Genomic DNA, 20,108 nt, shown 5'->3' on the forward strand with positions numbered 1-20,108 from the left:
ACTCTTGGGGTGCGGGCCCTGTCCCATTGCCCCGAAGAATCAGATGGTCCTCAGGAATCTGATTTTCTTCTTTTTTCCCCGGCTCTTTCTTGCGAATTCTCGCGCGGTTCAATCGCGCCTTCGGAGGAATTCCTCGACACGTGCCGCACGCATCGAGGAAGGGTTCCCCTCCCATGAACCGCACCCGCCGTACCGGGAACAACGGGAACAGCGCGTCCCACCTGCGCTCCCGGGGCGCGAGCCACCAGCGCTCCCGCCCGGCCGCCGCTCCCCGCGGCGAGTTCACCCTCCCCACCACCGTCACCGAGGCCCTGCCCGCGGTGGAGGCGTTCGCCGACCTCGACCTGCCCGAGCGTCTGCAGGCCGCGCTCCTGGCCGAGGGTGTGACCACGCCCTTCCCCATCCAGGCGGCCACCCTGCCGAACTCCCTGGCCGGCCGTGACGTCCTCGGCCGTGGCCGCACCGGCTCGGGCAAGACGCTCGCCTTCGGTCTGCCGCTGCTGGCCCGCCTCGACGGACAGCGCGCCGAGCCCCGGCACCCGCTCGCCCTGGTCCTGGTCCCGACCCGCGAACTGGCCCAGCAGGTCACCGACGCGCTCACCCCCTACGCGCGGGCGCTGCGCCTGCGCGCGGCCACCGTCGTCGGCGGCATGTCGATCGGCCGCCAGGCGTCCGCGCTGCGGGCCGGCGCCGAGGTCCTCGTGGCGACGCCCGGCCGGCTCAAGGACCTCATCGAGCGCGGCGACTGCAGCCTGAGCCAGGTGACGATGACCGTCCTGGACGAGGCCGACCAGATGACCGACATGGGCTTCATGCCCCAGGTCACGGCCCTGCTCGACCAGGTGCGCCCCGACGGCCAGCGGATGCTGTTCTCCGCCACGCTCGACCGCAACATCGACCGGCTGGTGCGCAACTACCTGCACGACCCGGTGGTGCACTCGGTCGACCCGTCCGCGGGCACCGTCACCACCATGGACCACCACCTGCTGCACGTGCGGGACGACGACAAGCACGCCACCGCCACCGAGATCGCCGCCCGCGACGGCCGCGTGATCATGTTCCTGGACACCAAGCACGCGGCGGAGCGCCTGGCCAAGCACCTGCTGTCGGTGGGCGTGCGGGCCTCGGCGCTGCACGGCGGCAAGTCCCAGCCGCAGCGCACCCGGACCCTCGGCCAGTTCAAGGACGGCCAGGTGACCGTCCTGGTGGCCACCAACGTCGCGGCCCGCGGCATCCACGTGGACGACGTCGACCTCGTCGTCAACTTCGACCCGCCGGCCGACCACAAGGACTACCTGCACCGCGGCGGCCGTACCGCCCGCGCCGGCGAGTCCGGCACCGTCGTCACCCTGGTCCTGCCGCACCAGCGCCGCTCGGTGGACCGTCTGATGTCCGACGCCGGCGTCACCGCCCGGATCACCCGGGTGCGCCCCGGCGAGGCGGAGCTCAACCGCATCACCGGCGCCCGCACCCCCTCCGGCGTGCCCGTCGTCCTCCCCGCCCCGGCGCCCGCCGAGACCCCGAGGCGCTCCGGGCCCGCGGGACGCAACCGCAGCAGCCGCTCCGCGCGGGGCCGCCGCCGCTCCACCCCCAGCAGCCGATAGCCGTACGACGTCCCCGTCGAGAGGGAGACGAACAGGGCCGCACCCTGGCCGTTCTCACCGTCACGTCCCGACCGCTCCCCGTGGAGGCACCATGCGCATCGTCATCGCACGTTTTCCCTTCGACCTGACCATGAGCGAGGTCGAGAGGTCGATGACCGGCATCCAGCCCGAACCCGCCACCGGCCTGTGTGTGACCGTCGGCCCCCACGTCTACCCGGTCAAGCAGGTCGGTCAGGTCATCACCCGGCAGGACCGCCGCGACTTCACCGCCCACGAGGTGGGCCGGGCCCTGACCCGGCTCGGCTTCACCTGCCACGAGGTCCAGCCGCCCCGCCAGGAAGCCTTCAACGACCCGGCGGCCTCCCTGCCCTGGGCCGACACCCCGCTGGGCTGACGCGTCCGGGCGCACGGCACGGCGGTCACGCAACCGCTCCCTCCCGCCGTGCGGCGCCCGTCTCCGTAGCCGCCGGAACGGAGATCACCCCGTTCCGTTCCCCCTCCCCACCACCCCGTGCAAGACTGCGGCTCCTCACGGCAGAGCCGCCGTGTTCCCCCTGTCACCGCATGTCATCGTCCGACATCGCTTGAGCGGGGAGCTGCGCGGCGGGACGCTGGGAGCATGAACAGCAGGGGCGGCACACCCGGAGGCACCGTGGAGGGACGCGTACCCGAGGACCTGGCGGTCGTCGTCGACGCCACCGGGACCATCACGGTGTGGAGCGCCGGGGCGCGTCAGCTGCTCGGATACGAGGCCGAAGAGGTCGTAGGACACCCGGCCGCCGGACTGCTCGCCGCCGAACTGCCCGAGACCGCGCGCCGCCATGTCGCCGAGGGCAGGCGCTGGGCCACCGAGGTCGCGCTGCGGCACCGAAGCGGCGGCCGGATCGTCGTACGGCTGAAGGCGATACCGCTCGCGGACGGCGAGGGCGCGCGGCCGTGGCTGGTGACCGCCGCCCCGGAGCACATGGCCGGGCCCGTCGAACCGGGCGCGGAGGCCCTGTGGGACCTCACGCTCGCGCAGTTGCCCCTGCCGGTGGCGGTCTACGACACCGAGGCCCGGCTGGTGGCGGCCAACGAGGTCATGACCCGGGTGATGGGCCGCAGCGTGGCCGAGATGCGCGGGCTGACCCTGTGGGAGATCGAACCGAACCCGCCCTTCGACGAGTACGACCGCCTCCAGCGGCAGGTGCTGCGCACGGGTGAGCCGCTCTTCCACGAGAACTTCGGACAGGCCCCCGGCGAGGTGCGGGGCCACGCCTGGTCGATGTTCCTCTCCCCGCTGAAGGACGGGAGCGGCGCGGTGCGGGGCCTGTCCGCGGCCGTCTTCGACACCACCGAGCAGTACTGGGCCCGCCGCCACCTCTCCGTCCTCAACGACGCCAGCCTCCGCATCGGCAGCACCCTGGACGTGACCCGGACCGCCGAGGAACTGGCCGAGGTGGCCGTCACCGGCTTCGCGGACTTCGTCACCGTGGACCTGCTGGAGTCGGTGGCGTTCGGCGAGGAACCGGAAACGGTGCTCCCTGACCGCCCGCTCACGGTGCGCCGTACGGCACAGCGCTCGGTCCTCGACGGCTGCCCGGAGTCGGTGGTCCCCACCGGCGAGCGGACGTTCTACCCGGTGGACACGCCCCCGATGCGGGCCCTGATCGCCGGTCGCGGCAACCGGCCTGGGCCCTTGGACCCCGGGATGCGGGAGTGGATCGAGTCCTCCCCGGCCCGTGCCGAGACCGTGGCCAGGTACATGATCCACTCGGTGCTGATGGTGCCGCTGCGCGCCCGCGGGGTCACCCTCGGCCTGGTCCACTTCCTGCGGCACCGTACGGCGGAGCCGTTCAGCGAGGACGACCTGCTGCTCGCGGAGGAGATCGTCGCGCGGGCCGCGGTGAGCGTGGACAACGCCCGCCGCTACACCCACGAGCGCCGGACCGCCCTCGCCCTCCAGCGCAGCCTGCTGCCCGAGCGCCCGCCGGACCTCGCGGCCATGGAGGTGGCGTACCGCTATCTCCCGGCGGGCTCCGGCGCGGACGTAGGCGGGGACTGGTTCGACGTCATCCCGCTGTCCGGCGCCCGGGTCGCCCTGGTCGTGGGCGACGTGGTGGGCCACGGCATCCACGCCTCGGCGACGATGGGCCGCCTGCGCACGGCCGTACGCACCCTCGCGGACGTCGACCTCGCCCCCGACGAACTCCTCACCCAGCTCGACGACCTGGTCGTCAGGCTCGACCGGGAGGAGGGACCGGACACCCGCGACGGGGGCGCGGACGCCCCGACACCGGGCGAGGTCGGGGCCACCTGCCTCTACGCCGTCTACGACCCGGTCTCCCGCCGCTGCACGATGGCCCGCGCCGGCCACCCGCCGCCGGCCGTGGTCACCCCGGCCGGCGAGGTCCGTTTCCTGAAGCTCCCGACCGGCCCGCCCCTCGGCCTCGGCGGCCTGCCGTTCGAGTCCATGGAGGTGGAGTTGGAGGAGGGCAGCCTGCTCGCCCTCTACACCGACGGCCTGGTCGAGGCGGCCGACCGCGACATCGAGGTCGGCCTGAACCTGCTGCACGGGGCCCTCGCCGACAGGGCGGGCCCGCTGGAGGAGACCTGCGACGAGGTCCTGCGGGCGGTGCTGCCGGCCCGCCCGGCCGACGACATCGTCCTGATGCTGGCCCGCACCTCGGCCCTGGACGCGGCGAAGGTCCGCACCTGGCACCTCCAGCGGGACCCGGCGGCGGTCGCACGGGCCCGCAAGTCGGCGAGCGAACAGGTGACGGCGTGGGGCCTGGGCGAGACGTCCTTCGCGACGGAACTGATCGTCAGTGAGCTCGTCACGAACGCCGTCCGCTACGGCGACGACCCGGTCGTCCTCCGGCTGATCCGTGACCACGCGCTGATCTGCGAGGTCTCCGACGGCAGCAGTACGGCTCCGCACCTGAGGCGGGCGCGGGTGTTCGACGAGGGCGGGCGGGGGCTGCTGCTGGTCGCGCAGATGGCGGAGCGGTGGGGGAGCCGGCAGACGGCGACGGGGAAGACGATCTGGGCGGAGCTGGGGTTACCGGACGACTAGGCACGGTGTGCGCGGGACGGCAAACGGAACGGTGAATTCACCGCTCTGTGCGACGATGCGCCCGTGAACGCACCCTCCAGCCCTTCCACTGGCCCGTCCCCCACGGAGCCGGCCCCCAAGTCCCCTGGTTTCGCGGCGGAGTTCAAGGACGCCGTGACGTTCCGGGCCTTCGGCCTGGTCCTCGGCGGCCTCCTGGTCCAACTGGCCTTCATCCTCTCGTACGTCGGCGCCTTCCACTCCCCCACGCCCCAGCGCATCCCCGTGGCCGTGGTGGCCCCCCAACAGGCGTCCGCGAAGATCGTCGCGCAGCTGAACTCGCTGGACGGCGAACCGGTGAAGGCAACGGCAGCCCCCAGTACGGCCGTTGCCCGCGAGTGGGTCATGACGCGCCGCACGGACGCGGCCTTCCTCTTCAACCCGAAGGGCACCGAGGACACCCTGCTCGTCGCCTCGGCGGGCGGCCCGTCGGTCTCCCAGACGGCCACCCAGATCGCCCAGAAGATCGAGGCGTCCGAGAAGCGCCGGATCACGGTGACGGACATCCGCTCCCCCAACTCCGGCGACGGCCGCGGGATGACGTCCTTCTACCTGGTCCTGGGCTGGGTGATCGGCGGCTACCTCACCGCCACGATCATGGGCATGGCGTCCGGCTCCCGCCCGGCGAACCGCCCCCGCACCCTGATCCGGCTGGCGGCCCTGATCCCGTACGCGGTGGTGTCGGGCGTGGCCGGAGCGGTGATCGTGGGTCCGGTGTTCGACGCCCTGGGCGGCCACTTCTGGGCCCTGAGCGCGATCGGAACCCTGACCGTCCTGGCCTCGGCGACCACGGCACTGGCCCTGCAGACCCTGCTGGGTCTGCTCGGCACCGGCCTGGTCATCCTCCTTTTCGTGGTCCTCGGCAACCCGAGCTCGGGCGGCGTCTACCCGGCCCCCCTCCTCCCGCCCTTCTGGAGCGCGATCGGCCAGGCCCTGCCGCCGGGCGCCGGAACGACCCTGGTCCGCAACACGGTGTACTTCTCGGGACACGCGACGAGTTCGGCGCTGTGGGTGCTGGGGGCGTACGCGGTGGGCGGAGCGGTGCTGGCCTGGGGGGCCTCCTGGTGGCGGGAGGAGCGGAGGGCTGCCGCGGAGGTGGGCTCCGGGGCGGAGGCTTCGGTGGCCGTCTGACAGGGAGCACGGCGCTCCGCACGGGGCGTGGGTGGTCCGGCCCCGTGCGGTTCTCGCCGCCCCCTTCGGCTGAACCGGCACCGCGGCCCTACGCCGCCGCCAGGGCCGGCACCGGTGTCCTCGCCGTGTGTGCCCTGCGCAGGAACGGCTTTTCGATGGCGTAGTACGACAGCAGGGCCATCAGCAGGGTCAGGACCACCGTCGCGGCCAGTCGGCCCTCCTGGACGCCGAGGGAGGCGAGGAGCCGTACGACCGGGTAGTGCCAGAGGTAGATGCCGTAGCTGAGGTTGCGGCCCACCCAGGCCAGGGGGGTCAGGGCGAGCAGGCGGGACAGGTGGTTCTCGGGGCGCAGTTCCAGGGCGGTGACCAGGGTGGCGGAGAGGGCGGCCACGGCGAGGAAGCCGAGGGTGTACCACGCGGCCGTCCACGGGCCGAGGTCCTCGGTGACCGGTACCTGCCAGGCGATGAGGGCCAGCAGGGCGAGGGACGGCCAGGCCAGGCGGGCGGACCAGGTGCGCAGGAGGGCGAGTCGCGGGTCGTCGGAGCGCAGGCGGGCCAGGGCCACGGCCACCAGGGCGCCGGCCAGCAGCTGGTCGGCGCGGGTGTCGGTGCCGTTGTAGATGCGGTGGGCCGCTTCCGGGTTCCACAGGACGCAGCGCCAGAGCAGGGGGAGCACGCACAGGGCGGCCGTGCACAGGAGGACCGTACGGGCCCGGAACCGGCGCAGGAGAAAGAGCAGGGCGAGCGGCCACAGCAGGTAGAACTGCTCCTCCACGCCCAGGGACCAGGTGTGCGCGAGCGGGCTGGTGAGGTCGGAGTAGGGGCCGGGCTCCATGGCCCGTACGACGTTGGTGAGGAAGGCGGCCGACAGACCCGCGGCCTGGAGCGAACCGTCGAAGCCCCACAGGGACGTCGTCGACGCGAGCAGCACGCAGATCGCGCACAGCGCGACCAGGGCGGGGACGAGCCGCAGCCAGCGGCGGCGGTAGAACGACATGAGGGAGATGCCGCCGCGGCGGACGTACTCGGCGATCAGCAGACGGGTGATGACGAAGCCGCTGATGGTGAAGAAGACGTCCACGGCGACCGCGCCGCCCGGCAGCACCTCGGGCTCCACGTGGTGGACGATGACCAGCGCGACCGCGAGGGTGCGCAGTCCGTCCAGGCCGCTCACCCGGCCGGTGCGGGACACCGCGGACGGAAAACCCCGGCTCGCACGGGGTGCGACCGGGGCCGGAGGTCTGCGGACTCCTTCCTGCTCGGTGTCCGCCACGGCTGTCGAGTCCGGTGCCTTCGCCATGAAAGAGATCTCTTCTCACCTGCCCGCTGAATCGAGTAATCCCGGTGCGCCTAACCGGAAATCACGCTCGCATGCGTCTCTGGGCGTCGGCTGTGCGGAATCACCGACTGGCCACAGCACGCACACAGGGTGCCCTCAGACCCGCGCGACACGGTCCGGGGCGCGGGGAGGGCGGCAGGGGTTCGACCGAGCGGTCGGGGGCTGTCCAGGCGTACGAGGGACTGCGCGCCGATGTGTTGACGGGCGCGCGGAAGCGGACGCGGCAAAGGTGCGGCCGGCGGAGGTCCGCTGACCTCGCGGACAGGGGGCGAGGTCGACTGCCAGGGTCCGGGCCCCCTGGCTGGCCGGGGCGTACGTCGCGAGCCAGGGAGACGGCCCGGCTCAGAAGCACGTCCACTGGGTGATCCGCGCTCCGAACGGCAACGACTACGGAGGCGGGGTCTCGCGTCAGGTACAGAGGGGAACTAGGCCGCTTCCGCTTCCGGCCGCGGGAAGGTCTCGTCCTCGTCGTCCCCGAAGTCCGGGGCCTGGAAGGGGTTGGTCGTGGGGGGCGGCAGGGCCGCGGGGGTGCGCTGTGGCTGCCCTTCGGGCGCCGAGAACAGCGAGGTCAGATCGATGAGAGAGGGTCCTTTCTCCTACAGCTTGGTCATCTTCGAGTACGGACTCAGGATCCGCATCTGCGACGAGCCGAAATCGACGAGTACCGCGATTCCGTCCTCGACGCCGATCACGCGGCCGAGACCGTACATGTCGTGTGTGACCTGGTCGCCCACGGCGAAGTGCTTGGGAGCGGGTGCGACCGGTGCCTTGAAGGGGCTGGTGGGCAAGTGACGCTTCTGTGCAGCAGGCTTTGTCATCCTCCTCAGTATGCGCCTACGGCCGCCCGGGCCGCGCCGTCTGTCCAGGACCGATACGAACACGCAACGGGCCAGGGCCCGCGGAACACGTCGCGAAGATCGCCGAGAAGGGCCTGCGCACCGACGTGGCCGGGATCCGCGCTTGCCGTTTCTCTCGGGGGTCTTCCCTCCCGGCCGGCCAAGAAGTAGGTAAGAACCCCCTGGCCAGGGGCAACTTTCTCGGTGGTTGCGGGTCCAACCTGCGCCCGGTGTGGAATCAGTGCCGGGGTCCTTCTGTCCCATGTGGGGGATGTCATGAGTTCTGTCGTCGTCGGGCGTGCGGTTGCGGGGGCGCTGGTCCTCGCCGGGCTCGGGAGCGGGGTCGCGTTCGCCGATGACGCGGCGCCCAGTGACGGGCTGGAGATCCAGGCGCCGTACGAGCAGGCGGTCGTCGTCGCGCCCGGTGACGGCGGTGCGGCGCAGTACCGGTCGATGGCGCTCGGGCTCCAGCACTACAACAGCGACGTCACCGTGATTGACGGGCGGCTGACCGTCGACGCCTCCGGGCTCGCGGGGGTCGCCGAGATCGCCTGGCCCGACAACTGCGTGCCGGACGACGCCGGCACCGTCGCCGTCTGCGACACCGGCGACGTCCCGGTCCGTTACACCCCGCAGGTGCGGCTGAGGCTGCGGGCCGTCGCCGGCGCCGCCGTGGGCGCGCAGGGGGCGATCGAGTACTCCGCCACGGCCACCGGTGGCCCGGACGGCACGCTCACCGCCCCGGAGTACTCCGCGGAGACCTTCGTGACCGTCGGCTCCGGCCCGGACCTCGGTGTCAGCGCCCCGCAGGACGTCTCCGGCGTGGCGCCCGGCACCGACCTCACCGTGCCGTTCTCCGTCTCCAACACCGGCAACGAGACCGCCCACGGCTTCACCGTGCAGATGTGGGCGACGTACGGCCTCGACGTCATCACCCGCTACCCGCAGTGCACCTACACCGGCCCGGACGACGCCGGCACCCAGTACCCGGCCATGACACACGTGACCTGCTCCTTCGACACCGATGTCGCGCCCGGCGGCACTGTGGAGCTGCCCGAGCCGCTGCGGCTCGCGGTCACCGGCCACGCGCTGCACGAGCGGTTCGACTACGAGGTCGAGCCCGCCGGTGACGTCACCGACCTCGACAGCTCGGACAACGGCCGCGCCTGGCACATCGACGCCGCCAACACCGCCGACTTCGCCGTGCACGGCACCGAGGTGAGCGGCGCGCAGGGCGACACCGTGACGGCCGGTTTCCGCTTCGTCAACCGCGGGCCGGCCTGGGTCGCCGACGTCGCCTCGGGGGACCCGGTCCCCGCGATCGACTACTACCTCCCGCCGGGCACCACCGCCACCTCCGTGCCCAGCACCTGCCGCACCGGCGCGCCGTCCGCCGACTCCCCGGCGGTCCCGCACTACGTCTGCACCCTGCCGACCTGGACCAGGCCCGACCTGAAGGTCAGGTTCCCGTTCCGGCTGCGGGTCGACCAGGTGATCCCCGATGCCACGGGCCGGGTCATCGTCCGTCCCTACGACGGCAGCGCGGTCTTCGCCTTCGACCCGAACACCCGGAACAACTCCGCCAAGGTGGTCGTCAACCCGTCCGCCTGACGACGGGGACGGGGGTGGGGTGAGGGGGCGGGCCGGCCGCCGGCCCCCTCACCCCCGTACGCCGCCCATCTCCGCCATGAATCCCGCGGGGTTGCTGTCGAAGCCCCGGATCAGCTCTCCGAGGTGCCACGCCCCGGACGCGTCCCGGGTGAACTCAGCGATCGTCGCGGCCGTGGCGTCCGCGACGCCCGCGAAGTCGTCGGCCAGCAGCTGCCGGTAGCCCTCGACGACGAGCACCCCCGCGTGGGTGAGATCGCCGAAGGTGCGGGGGCCGCCGTTCTGGTGGATGGCGACGCCGACCACCACCCGCCCGTACGCGGACGACAGGCGCTCGAACTCCAGCTCCATCACCTCGACGAAGCCGAGGCCGAGGCCGGTCTCGCTGTGCCGGGTCATGGTGATGGTGCCGTCCGGCGAGCGGCTCTCGGTGTGCACGACGTACTCCGGCCGCCCGTACGGGTCGCCCGCCGCGTAGGTCGCGGCGACGATGTCGAGATGCCGGGCCGGTTCCCCGTAGGGGCTCGGATCCCACTTGAGCCGCACCTGGACCTTGCCAAGACCCGCACCATCGGCATGCATCAAGCCGCTCCCCGTCGGAGTTCCCCCGGGACTAGCCCGCTTGTTGAAGTATGTGCTCCGGTCGGCTTCTTGATGCCTCCCTGACGGTTGTCTCCTGGTCAGGTCTCGCCCGGGAGCCGTCAGCCGGCCTCCGCACCCGAGCTGCGCCAGAGGCTGGCCGTCTCCTCCGCGGCGCCGGGCGCGACCAGCAGCAACGGCTGGTTGTGGGAGGGGAGTTCGGGCAGGGCCACCGCTCCCGCCTCCCGCGCGATCAGCAGTGCCGGGAGCCCGTCGACCGCGTGGAAGGAGCCGATCGCCGCCGCCGTCGCCCGGCCCGCCGCGACCTGTGCGAGGGAGAGGGCCGTCGAACCCATCACGCGCACCGTGCAGAGCCGGTCGGCGAGTTCGGCGAGGAGGGCGTCCATGCCGGGCCAATGGGCGTGCGCGGCCCACTCGGTGAGGAAGACATGGCCGGTGAGGGTGGTGTGGGCGGCCGCGTGCACCCGGGTGCCGTTCAGATACGCCCCGCGGCCCCGGACCGCGGTGAACGTCTCGCCGCGCCACGGGTCCGCCACCACGCCGAGCAGCGGGGTGCCGTCGGCGGCGGCCAGACCGAGCGAGAAGGAGCACCAGCCCAGTCCGTGCGCGTAGTTGGTGGTGCCGTCGACCGGGTCGATCACCCAGTGCGGGGCGCCGGCGACGCCCTCCGTCGTGCCGTACTCCTCACCGACGATCCCGTGGCCGGGGAAGGCCCGCCCGAGCACGTCGCGGGTGTGCGTCTCCACCGCCTCGTCGGTGGCGGTCACGATGTCCGCGGGCCCGTCCTTCTCCCGCACCTCGGCACCCGGGTCGCGCGGGCGCCGGATCGCTTCCGACGCCCAGGCCGCGAGTTCCGTCGCGACCTCCAGGGCCCTGTCGAGATCCACGTCAGCCATGCCGGCCACCCTACGGGGACGGGGCCCGGCGGCCGGCGACCTTCCGGTGAACCCCGGATGGCCCCTGCCCCACCGCGCTGTCCCGTCCCTCACCCCACCTCGTCGCCGCTCACCGACGGCTGCAGGGGCAGGGCCGTACGCACCTCGAAGCCGCCCCCCGGGCGCGGTCCCGCCCGCAGTTCGCCCCCGACGGAGTGGGCGCGTTCGCGCATGCCCATGACGCCGAAGCCCTTCGACGGCTCGGCGGCCGCGGTGGGCGGGCCCTCGTCGGTGACCGTGATGAGGAGGCGGGGGCCGTCGTAGACGAAGCGGACGTGCGCGGCCTGGGTGGCCGCGTGCTTGGTGACGTTGATGAGCGCCTCCTGCACGATCCGGAACGCGGTCAGGTCCACGCCCGGGGACAGAGGCTGCGGCTCGCCCTCCGTGGCGACGGTGACGGTGATCCCGGCGGAGGCGCACGAGGAGACCAGTTCCGGCAGCCGGGCGAGGCCGGGGGCGGGCTCCAGCGGGGCGCCCTCGTCGTCGGTCTGGCGCAGCAGACCGAGCGTGGCCTTCAGTTCGCGCAGTGCGGACGACGTCGTGCCGGTGAGGTCGTGCAGGATCTGCCGGGTCTGCCGCGGGTTGGCGAGCGCGAGGTGCTCGGCGGTGCCGGCCTGGGCGTTGGCGAGTGCCAGGTGGTGGGCGACGACGTCGTGCAGCTCCCGGGCGATCCGCATGCGTTCCTCGGTGACCCGGAGCCGCGCCTCCTCCTCCCGGGTGCGTTCGGCGTGCTCGGCGCGGGCCTGGGTGGCCTCGAGGTAGGCCCGCCGCAGCCGGGTCATGGTGCCGGCGGCGAGCGGGAGCAGCAGCCAGAAGACGGGGCCGACGGTCCTCAGGATCAGCGACACATGGTCCATGGAGTCGGAGAAGGCCGCGGCGACCGTGAGCACCCCCATGGTCGTGAAGCCGTAGACGCGGATGGTGGGGCGCTCGGTGAGGGTGGCCAGCCAGTACAGCGACGCCATGACGGGGCCCAGCAGCAGGGGCGTGAGGAGGTACCCCTCCGCGATCACGATCGTGGCGCAGACGGCGTTGATCACGACGGTCGCGCGCGGGTGGGTGCGGTGCTTGAGCAGGGCGAGGCAGGACACGCCCATGAGGGCCACGGCCACCTTGTCGTCGTCCGGTGGTGCGGCCCCGGGCAGCGTGAGCGAGGCGCCGAGCGTCGCTGAGCCCATCAGCGCCAGGACCAGTGCCAGGTCGACGAGGAACGGGTGGCGGCCCGACAGGTCCTCCAGGCGGTCCGCGTAGCGCCGCTCCATGCTCGTGGTCATCGTGTTCTCCGGTGGGTGGGCTCAGGGCCCATGGTGAACGAACGGGGCCGCCCGCGTCGTACGACGACACGGGCGGCTCCTGGTGGGGGGTGGAGGTCAGACGCGTGCGGTCTCCTGGCCGGCGGGCGCGGGCTCGGGGCTGTCCGCCGCCCTGGTGAGCGCCTCGCCCTCGACGTCCACGCGGGGCAGGGCCCGGTCCAGCCACTTCGGCAGCCACCAGGCCTTGTCGCCGAGCAGGGCGAGTACGGCCGGCACGATGGCCATCCGGACCACGAAGGCGTCGAGGAGGACGGCCGCGGCCAGGCCGAACCCGATCATCTTGATCATGGAGTCGCTCTCGCCGATGAACCCGGCGAAGACCGCGATCATGATCATGGCGGCTGCCACGACCACCCGGGCGCTGTGCCGGAACCCGGAGGTGACGGCCTGGTGGGCGCTCTCGCCGTGGACGTACGCCTCGCGCATCCGGGAGACCAGGAAGACCTCGTAGTCCATGGCGAGGCCGAAGACGATGCCCACCAGGAAGATCGGCATCAGGCTCATGATCGGGCCGGTGGTCTCCACGCCCAGCAGTCCGGCGCCGTGTCCCTCCTGGAAGACCACGACGACCGCGCCGAGGGAGGCCAGGACGGAGAGCAGGAAGCCGAGGGCCGCCTTCAGCGGGACGAGCAGGGAGCGGAAGACCACCATCAGCAGCACGATCGCGAGGCCCACCACGACGATCAGGTACGGCACCAGCGCGGACTGCACCTTCTCGGAGATGTCGATGTTCAGCGCGGTGGTGCCGGTGACCTCGAAGGTGGCGCCGGTCGCGGACTCGACGCCGGGGCGCTCGCCGCGGATCGTGGTGACCAGGTCCTTGGTCTTCTCGTCGGTCGGCGCGGTGGACGGCACGACCGAGAAGACGGCCGTGTCACCGGCCTCGTTGAAGCGAGCCGGGGAGACGGACACGACACCCTTCGTCGCCCCTATCTCCTGCGCGATCGTCGAGGCCGCCCCCTTGGCGTCGTCGTCGCCCTTGGCGTCCACCACGACGGTCAGCGGGCCGTTGAAGCCGGGCCCGAAGCCCTCGGCCAGCGCGTCGTAGGCCCGGCGCTCGGTCGTGGACGTCGACTTGGCCTCGTCGCCGGGCATGCCCAGCTGGAGGGAGGTCATCGGCAGCGCGAGGGCCCCGAGGCCGACCACGCCCAGCAGCAGCACGGGCAGCGGTCGGCGCAGCACGAACCGGGCCCAGCGGGTGCCACCGTTGTCCTTGGTCTCCGCCACGCCGTTGTCCTTGGTCTCCGCTTCGCCACGGCCGCTCCTGCGGGCCTTGCGCCTGAGGACGGCGTTCGGCCAGAAGCCGAGGAGCGCCGGGACCAGGGTCAGCGCGATCACCACGGCGACGACGACCGCGCCCGCCGCGGCCAGGCCCATCTTGGTGAGCATCGGGATGCCGACCACCGAGAGCCCGGCGAGGGCGATCACGACGGTCAGGCCCGCGAAGACGACCGCGGAGCCGGCCGTACCGACCGCGAGGGACGTCGCCTCCTGGGCTGCCCGCCCCTTGGCGCGTTCCTCGCGGTAGCGGGAGACGACGAACAGGGCGTAGTCGATGCCGACGGCGAGGCCCAGCATCATCGCCAGGGTGCCGGTCGTGGTGGACAGGCCGAGGGCGTCGGCCAGGGCGAGGATCGTGGCCATGCTGACGCCGACGCCGATGAGCGCGGTCAGCAGCGGGAGTCCGGCCGCGGCCAGCGAGCCGAAGGTGACGAGGAGAACGACCGCGGCGATCGCGACACCGATCCCCTCGGCCGCACCGCCCGCGCCGCCGCGGTCGTCCATGGCGGTGCCGCCCGCGTCGACGGTCAGCCCGGCGTCCCGGGCCTCGTCGAGGGCCTTCTGCAGCTGTGTCCTGCTCACGTCGGTGAGGTCGTCGGCGGCGACCTTGTAGGTGACGGTGGCGTACGCCGTCGTGCCGTCCTTGCTCACCGCCTTCGCCTGGAAGGGGTTCACGGCGGACGCGACCTGCGAGCCGTCTGCCAGGTCGGCGACGGCGTCCTCGACGGCCTTCCTGTCGCCGGCCGCGGTGACCTTCGCCCCGTGCGGCGCGACGAAGACGACCCGTGCGGTCGCGCCGTCGGCGGTGGCCCCGGGGAAGCGCTGTTCCATGAGGTCGAACGCCTTCTGGGACTCGATGCCCGGCATCGAGAACCCCTCGTCGGCCGCACCGGGCGCCTTCAGGGCTCCCAGCCCGACGGCGGCCAGGACGGCCGCCCAGACCAGGGCGACGTACCAGCGTCGCCGGAAGGCCAGGCGGCCCACGCGGTAAAGGAAAGTAGCCACGGCGGGGGATCTCCACATCTGGTGCCGAACGGTCCACCCAGGCTGTCGGGACGAGGGCCCCTATGTCGTCGTGCGCCTGCCGACATTCCCCGCTACTGAGAACGCAGTACGCGAATGCCCCCGCGTCCACCCCCGGGACTACCGCCTTTTCCGTTCCCTCACGGTCCTGCGGGAACCGGAACGCCTGTTCCTCTGTGTGTTCTCTGTGAAACCACCAGTTCTTTGAGGCTTGACCAGCCCAAGGGGGAACAAGAGCAGTGAAGTTCAGACGACTCAGACTCGCCGGAGCCGCGGTGAGCGCACTCGCCGTGGCCTGGACCGCGTCCCCGGTGTCGGCGGCCGCGCAGACCACGCCGACCCCACCGGCCGCCCCGACCGTGCCGACCCTCGCCTGGTCGGACTGTCAGGACGGCTTCCAGTGCGCGAACGCCCAAGTGCCCCTGGACTACCGGGATCCGCAGGGCAGGACCCTCACCCTGGCCGTCATACGCAAGCCGGCGGCCGACCCCTCCAAGCGCAAGGGAACCCTGTTCCTGCAGCCCGGCGGCCCCGGCAACTCCGGCGTGGACTTCGTGCGCAACAACTACGCCGACCTGCCGGCCGCCCTGCGCGACGACTTCGACGTCTTCGGCTACGACGTGCGGGGCGTCGGCCGGAGCTCACAGGTCGTGTGCTGGGACGACCCGACCTACACCGGGGCCGTGACCGCCGCCAAGGGAGTCCCCGGCCCCGACGCCTACGAGCCCGCCCTCCAGCAGGCCGCCGACTTCGACCAGGCCTGCCAGAACAACGCGGGCGACCTGCTGCCGTACATCGGCACCCAGTACGTGGCCCGGGACATCGACCTGCTGCGCCAGGCCCTCGGCGAGCAGCAACTGACCTACTACGGGCGGTCGTTCGGCTCCTACATCGGTACGGTCTACGCCGCGATGTTCCCGAAGCGGGTCCGCGCGCTCGCGCTCGACGGGGCGTACGACCCGGAGCACTACACGAACCGGCCCTACGCCTACGACCGGCCGCAGTACCTCGCCCTGGACGGCGCCATGGGCCGCTTCCTGGACTGGTGCAAGGCCGACCAGGCGACCTGCGGCTTCGGTGACGGCGACCCGCGGGGGGCGTTCGAGAAGCTGAAGGCCGACCTGGACGCCAACCCGGTGCCCACGGCCAACGGGGGCCAGGCGAACGGCTACACGCTGGTCTACCGGCTGATGTTCAACATCAACGAGGGCAAGGTCATCTGGCCGTCCTTCGGCGAGGCCCTGCGCAAGGCGCAGCTGCGCGACAACACGTCGTTCCTGCTGCGGCCGCCGTCCCCGGCCAGCTTCGACTTCCTCAACCCGAACGTCGTGGTCGAGTGCGTCGACAAGAAGTACCCGACCGACCCGGCCCTGCTGAAGCGCGAGGTCACGACCAACGCCAGGCTGGCACCGCTGCTGGGCCCGGCCATGGCGTACGGCCCGCCCACCTACGACCACCAGCACGCCACCGCGTGTGTGCAGTGGAAGGGCGAGCACACCAGCCGCTACGCGGGCAACTTCCACGCGAAGGGCTCCGCGCCGATCCTCGTCATCGGCAACACCGGTGACCCGGACACCCCGTACCAGGACGCGGTGGCGCTCTCCCGTGAGCTCGACAACGGCCGGCTGCTCACCTTCAAGGCCGAGGGGCACACCGCCTTCGGCCGCAGCGCGTGCGCGTCGGACGCGATCACGAACTACCTGGTGGACCGGAAGGTCCCGGCCCGCGGCGCGAGTTGCGCGGACGAGACCCAGCCGCCGTCGTCCACCCCGACGGTGGCCCCGCCCGGCACGACGCTCTCGGAACTCCGCAACGGCGTCAACGAGCGGGTCGACCGGATCGGCTCGCTGCGGTAACGCTGCGCTGACAGCGTGAGGGCCCAGGTCTCCCAGGGAGGCCTGGGCCCTCTGACGCCTGGGTGAGGATCTCGCCCGCGTGCAGCGTGCGCTGAGCGCCCATCAGGTCGGTGAAGAGCGTGCCGATCTGGCTCGCCGTCTCCTACGGCGAGCTGCCGGGCCTGCAGGGCCACGGTCGCGGGAACGGTTCCGGCCGCCGCCGGACCTGCCGCCGCCAACCCCGCGAGTCATGACCGTGGCCACGAAAGCCACAAAAGGAGACCGCGGCCGCCAAAGGAAATTCGTTGGTGCATTCTCGTGGATATTTCGTGGATACCGTCCGGTAGATCACCCACGAAATCCATTGCGGTCATAGCGGACTGATAACTTCCGCGTCACCGGCCTGGGGGAGCGTCAAAGCCGGTACCCCCCACCCCTTTCTCTGAATGACCGGACGGAATTCCTTGCGTACTTTCCGTGAAAGCCCCGGCGGAAGACACCGCTGGCGCGTACCGAAAAGCCGGCGCGGCCGTATAGCGGCGGCCGGCGTGATGTCCCTGCTCTCGCTGGCCCTCATCGCCCCGCTGGCCTCGGCGGCCCTGACCGACCCCGCCGACCCGACGCCCGCCCCGACCGCGGACCACATCACCGACACCTCCCGACTCCCCTCCGGCTGGCAGAAGTCCGGCGACCGGATCGTCACCTACGACGGCGACGGCACCGGGCTGCACGTCCTGGTCGCCGACGCGGCCGACGCCTACAAGTGGCACACCGCCGCCACCCTGTCCGAGCCGGGAGTCGACACCGACCAGTGGATCGGCCAGACCTGTGTGACCGGGTCCGGCGACCGTGCCGTCGTGGTCTACGCGCCCCGGCAGGCCGTCAACGACCAACAGGGCTTCCAGCAGGGAGCGTTCGCGGCCGTGGTCGACCTGGCGGACGGCAAGGTGACCAAGCTGCCGGAGCTGGTCTCCCTGGCCTACTTCAACCCTGGCTGCGGCGACGGCGAACAGGCCGTCCTGACCCGGCCGCAGGGCGCCGGCACGCAACTGCTCACCGTCGACGCCGAGAAGGGAGAGCTGGTCCGGCAGCAGACCGTCGCCGGTCAGCTCACCTCCGCCGTGCCCTTCGGGAACGGGATCGCGGCCGCTCTGGGCGACTCCGTGGTCTCGGTGGACGCCAAGGGCGCGACCAGCACCCTGGCCAGGACCGCCGGCACGCCCTTCCGGCTGGTGCCGGACGCGCACAGCGGGCTCGCCTACCAGGTCCCGGACGGGAAGAAGGTGCAGGTCCGCCGGGTCACCTCGGCGGGCGCCGACCGGCTCCTCGGCTCCGGCGCGCTCGGCGCCCTCGCGGTGCACGGCACCGGCGGCCGGGTCTTCGTGACCGGCCAGGACGCCGAGGACGCCGTGCGGACGCTGCCGGAGAACTGGCGGACGCTGGACGTACCGGCCTCCGCCGAGGTCTCCACCACCGGCGGCCTCGCCCTGACCTCCGTCGGCAACGGCACCGAGGCGGTCGGCGGCAGGAAGGCGGCGGCGGACATCGCCCCGTCCGTCGGGATCGGCGCGGTGCTGCCCGGCAGCGACAGCACCGTCGACTTCACGGTCAAGCCGAGGATCTCCGCGAGGTCGCAGGGTGCCGAGCAGTCCCCGGCGCTGTCCGACGGCGTGCGCACGGACAGCGTCACCCCGGGCGACGACGACCCGTCGGCCTCCACCACCGACCCCGACCGCGCCTGCGCCGTCACCCGCAACGACCCGAGCCTCCAGTCGCTCCAGCCCTCGAGCGCGCAGGCCGAGTGGGCGACGGACCTCGCCGTGCAGGGCCGGCTCGACGTGCGCCGGCGCAGCGGCTGGAACGGCAGCGAACTCCCCTCGTACACCCCGCAGGGCCTGTTCCCGTCCACCGCGCTCAAGGGCGGCGGCCGGGTGCCCGCGCAGATCATGCTCGGGGTGCTCTCCCAGGAGTCCAACCTGCTCCAGGCGAGCTCCCGGGCGGCGGCCGGCGAGAGCGGCAACTTCATCCAGGGCGGCTACTACGGCAACGCCGGCAGCGTCCACACCGTCAACTGGACGGCCGCCGACTGCGGTTACGGCATCGCCCAGGTGACCAGCGGCATGGCCAAGGCCGACACCACCTACACCGCCGAGCAGCAGCAGGCGCTCACCGTGGACTACGCGGCCAACATCGCCGCGGGGCTCCAGATCCTCCAGGACAAGTGGAACCAGCTGTACGACAAGGGTCTGCTCGTCAACGGCGGCGACCCGAAGTACCTGGAGAACTGGTGGCTCGCGCTGTGGGCCTACAACAGCGGCCTCAACCTGCCCAGTTCGACCGACGCCACCGCTCCCTGGGGCCTGGGCTGGTTCAACAACCCGGCCAACGGCCTCTACCCGGCCGACCGCAAGATGTTCCTGTCCTCCGGCTACGACGACGCCCGCAACCCCAACCTGTGGACGTACCCGGAGCGGGTGCTCGGCTGGGCGGCCTACTCCCAGCAGAAGACCGACCCGGCGACCGGGGCGACGGTCAGGGCGTTCACCGTCGGCGACTGGCCCGCGGGCGCGCCGGCCGCCGAGCCCGCGCACGACACGTTCTGCACGCCCACGGTCAACGACTGCGACATCACCAAGCCGCACAAGGTCGAGGGGTCGGCCCAGCCCGAGGGCCCGTGCCAGCGGGACGACTTCAAGTGCTGGTGGAACCAGCCGGTGAGCTGGACCGACTGCACGGCCACCTGCGGCACCGAGGTGCTCAAGTACCAGGTGACCGACCCCGAGCCGAAGGTCGCGGCCCCGCACCCGGCCGCCTGCACGTCCACCCTGCCGGCGAACGCCCTGATCGTGGACGATGTGCCGAACACGGTGAAGTTCCGGGTCGGCGGCTCCAACCCGTGCGCGGGCGAACGGAACTGGACGAGCCGGGGCAGTCTGAGGTTCACCTTCGGGTCGGCCCAGCAGAACGGCGCGACCGTCTACCCCTCGAAGATCGACTTCCATCAGCTGGGCGCCGGCTTCGGCGGGCACTTCTGGCTCACCCACACCCGGGTGCCGAGTTACACCGACTCGGTCGTCACCGGCACCTGGACGCCGGACCGGAAGCTCGGCGGCTGGGCGGAGCTCATGGTGCACCTGCCCGACCACGAGGCCAACACCCCGTCGGCCACGTACCGCATCGACCTCGGCGACGGCACGGTCATGGAGAAGACGATCTCCCAGAACACCGGCGGCAAGAACGCCTGGGTGTCGTTGGGGTCGTACGAGTTCAAGGGCACCCCGAGCGTCTCCCTGAGCTCGGCCACGGCGGACGGCACCGGCGACGCCTCGATCGCCTGGGACGCGCTGGCGTTCGTCCCCACACCGCCCCCGTCGAGGTAACCCAACAGCCCGCGTCCGCCGCCCGGTTCGGCGGACGCGGCTCACCCCCCAGGGGCGCGGGGAACTGCGCGACCAGCCACGACGAACTCGCACCCGGCGGTGGCGATCGGCCCCATGGCGCTGCCCCGGCCG

At 72.2% G+C, this 20,108-nt stretch carries 13 protein-coding genes; 7 read left to right on the plus strand and 6 right to left on the minus strand.

Annotation, left to right across the window (positions count from 1 at the left end; translation table 11 throughout):
* Positions 1–173 precede the first annotated feature (173 nt).
* From H293_RS0118420 to H293_RS49690, 4 genes are all read left to right on the plus strand, one after another.
* Positions 174–1,604, plus strand: coding sequence for a DEAD/DEAH box helicase (locus H293_RS0118420; RefSeq protein ID WP_020119339.1), 1,431 nt, complete (start codon positions 174–176; stop codon positions 1,602–1,604).
* Positions 1,605–1,695: 91 nt separating this feature from the next.
* Positions 1,696–1,998 carry an SCO5918 family protein gene (locus tag H293_RS0118425; RefSeq protein WP_007383478.1) on the plus strand — a complete coding sequence of 101 codons (303 nt, stop codon included), beginning with the start codon at positions 1,696–1,698 and terminating at the stop codon, positions 1,996–1,998.
* Between the two features lie 225 nt (positions 1,999–2,223).
* Positions 2,224–4,659, plus strand: a complete 2,436-nt coding sequence (locus tag H293_RS0118430) for a SpoIIE family protein phosphatase (protein ID WP_020119340.1) — start codon at positions 2,224–2,226, stop codon at positions 4,657–4,659.
* Positions 4,660–4,722: 63 nt separating this feature from the next.
* Positions 4,723–5,826: an ABC transporter permease gene (locus tag H293_RS49690; RefSeq protein ID WP_033415479.1), complete on the plus strand. Its 1,104-nt coding sequence runs from the start codon at positions 4,723–4,725 to the stop codon at positions 5,824–5,826.
* Positions 5,827–5,914: 88 nt separating this feature from the next.
* Here the strand turns inward: H293_RS49690 and H293_RS0118440 are convergent, their stop codons facing one another.
* Both H293_RS0118440 and H293_RS0118445 read right to left on the minus strand, forming a co-directional pair.
* On the minus strand, positions 5,915–7,126 hold the full coding sequence (locus H293_RS0118440; RefSeq protein ID WP_020119342.1) for an acyltransferase family protein: 1,212 nt from the start codon (positions 7,124–7,126) through the stop codon (positions 5,915–5,917).
* Between the two features lie 635 nt (positions 7,127–7,761).
* The gene (locus tag H293_RS0118445; RefSeq protein WP_007383474.1) at positions 7,762–7,983 is read right to left on the minus strand and encodes a hypothetical protein; all 222 of its coding nucleotides are present in this window, start codon (positions 7,981–7,983) and stop codon (positions 7,762–7,764) included.
* Between the two features lie 294 nt (positions 7,984–8,277).
* Here H293_RS0118445 and H293_RS0118450 point away from each other — a divergent pair, with 294 nt between their 5' ends.
* The gene (locus tag H293_RS0118450) at positions 8,278–9,612 is read left to right on the plus strand and encodes a COG1361 family protein (RefSeq protein WP_020119344.1); all 1,335 of its coding nucleotides are present in this window, start codon (positions 8,278–8,280) and stop codon (positions 9,610–9,612) included.
* A 48-nt stretch (positions 9,613–9,660) separates the two neighbouring features.
* On the opposite strand, the gene H293_RS0118455 is transcribed toward H293_RS0118450, so the two are convergent.
* The 4 genes from H293_RS0118455 to H293_RS0118470 all read right to left on the minus strand — a co-directional run bounded on the left by H293_RS0118455 (position 9,661) and on the right by H293_RS0118470 (position 14,743).
* Positions 9,661–10,191 (minus strand): TerD family protein, encoded by a 531-nt coding sequence (locus tag H293_RS0118455; RefSeq protein ID WP_020119345.1) that lies wholly within the window; start codon positions 10,189–10,191, stop codon positions 9,661–9,663.
* A gap of 119 nt (positions 10,192–10,310) precedes the next feature.
* Complete coding sequence (locus tag H293_RS0118460) at positions 10,311–11,114, minus strand: inositol monophosphatase family protein (RefSeq protein WP_020119346.1); 804 nt, start codon at positions 11,112–11,114, stop codon at positions 10,311–10,313.
* An 80-nt stretch (positions 11,115–11,194) separates the two neighbouring features.
* Positions 11,195–12,418, minus strand: a complete 1,224-nt coding sequence (locus tag H293_RS0118465) for a sensor histidine kinase (protein ID WP_020119347.1) — start codon at positions 12,416–12,418, stop codon at positions 11,195–11,197.
* A gap of 96 nt (positions 12,419–12,514) precedes the next feature.
* The gene (locus tag H293_RS0118470) at positions 12,515–14,743 is read right to left on the minus strand and encodes an MMPL family transporter (protein WP_033415480.1); all 2,229 of its coding nucleotides are present in this window, start codon (positions 14,741–14,743) and stop codon (positions 12,515–12,517) included.
* A 257-nt stretch (positions 14,744–15,000) separates the two neighbouring features.
* On the opposite strand from H293_RS0118470, the gene H293_RS0118475 reads away from it, so the two are divergent.
* Entirely contained in the window at positions 15,001–16,617 is a 1,617-nt protein-coding gene (locus H293_RS0118475; protein WP_020119349.1) for an alpha/beta hydrolase, read from the plus strand.
* Positions 16,618–17,147: 530 nt separating this feature from the next.
* Positions 17,148–19,976 (plus strand): golvesin C-terminal-like domain-containing protein, encoded by a 2,829-nt coding sequence (locus H293_RS0118480; protein ID WP_020119350.1) that lies wholly within the window; start codon positions 17,148–17,150, stop codon positions 19,974–19,976.
* The last annotated feature ends 132 nt before the right edge of the window (positions 19,977–20,108 follow it).

Source organism: Streptomyces canus 299MFChir4.1, from assembly GCF_000383615.1.
Lineage (GTDB): Bacteria > Actinomycetota > Actinomycetes > Streptomycetales > Streptomycetaceae > Streptomyces > Streptomyces canus_C.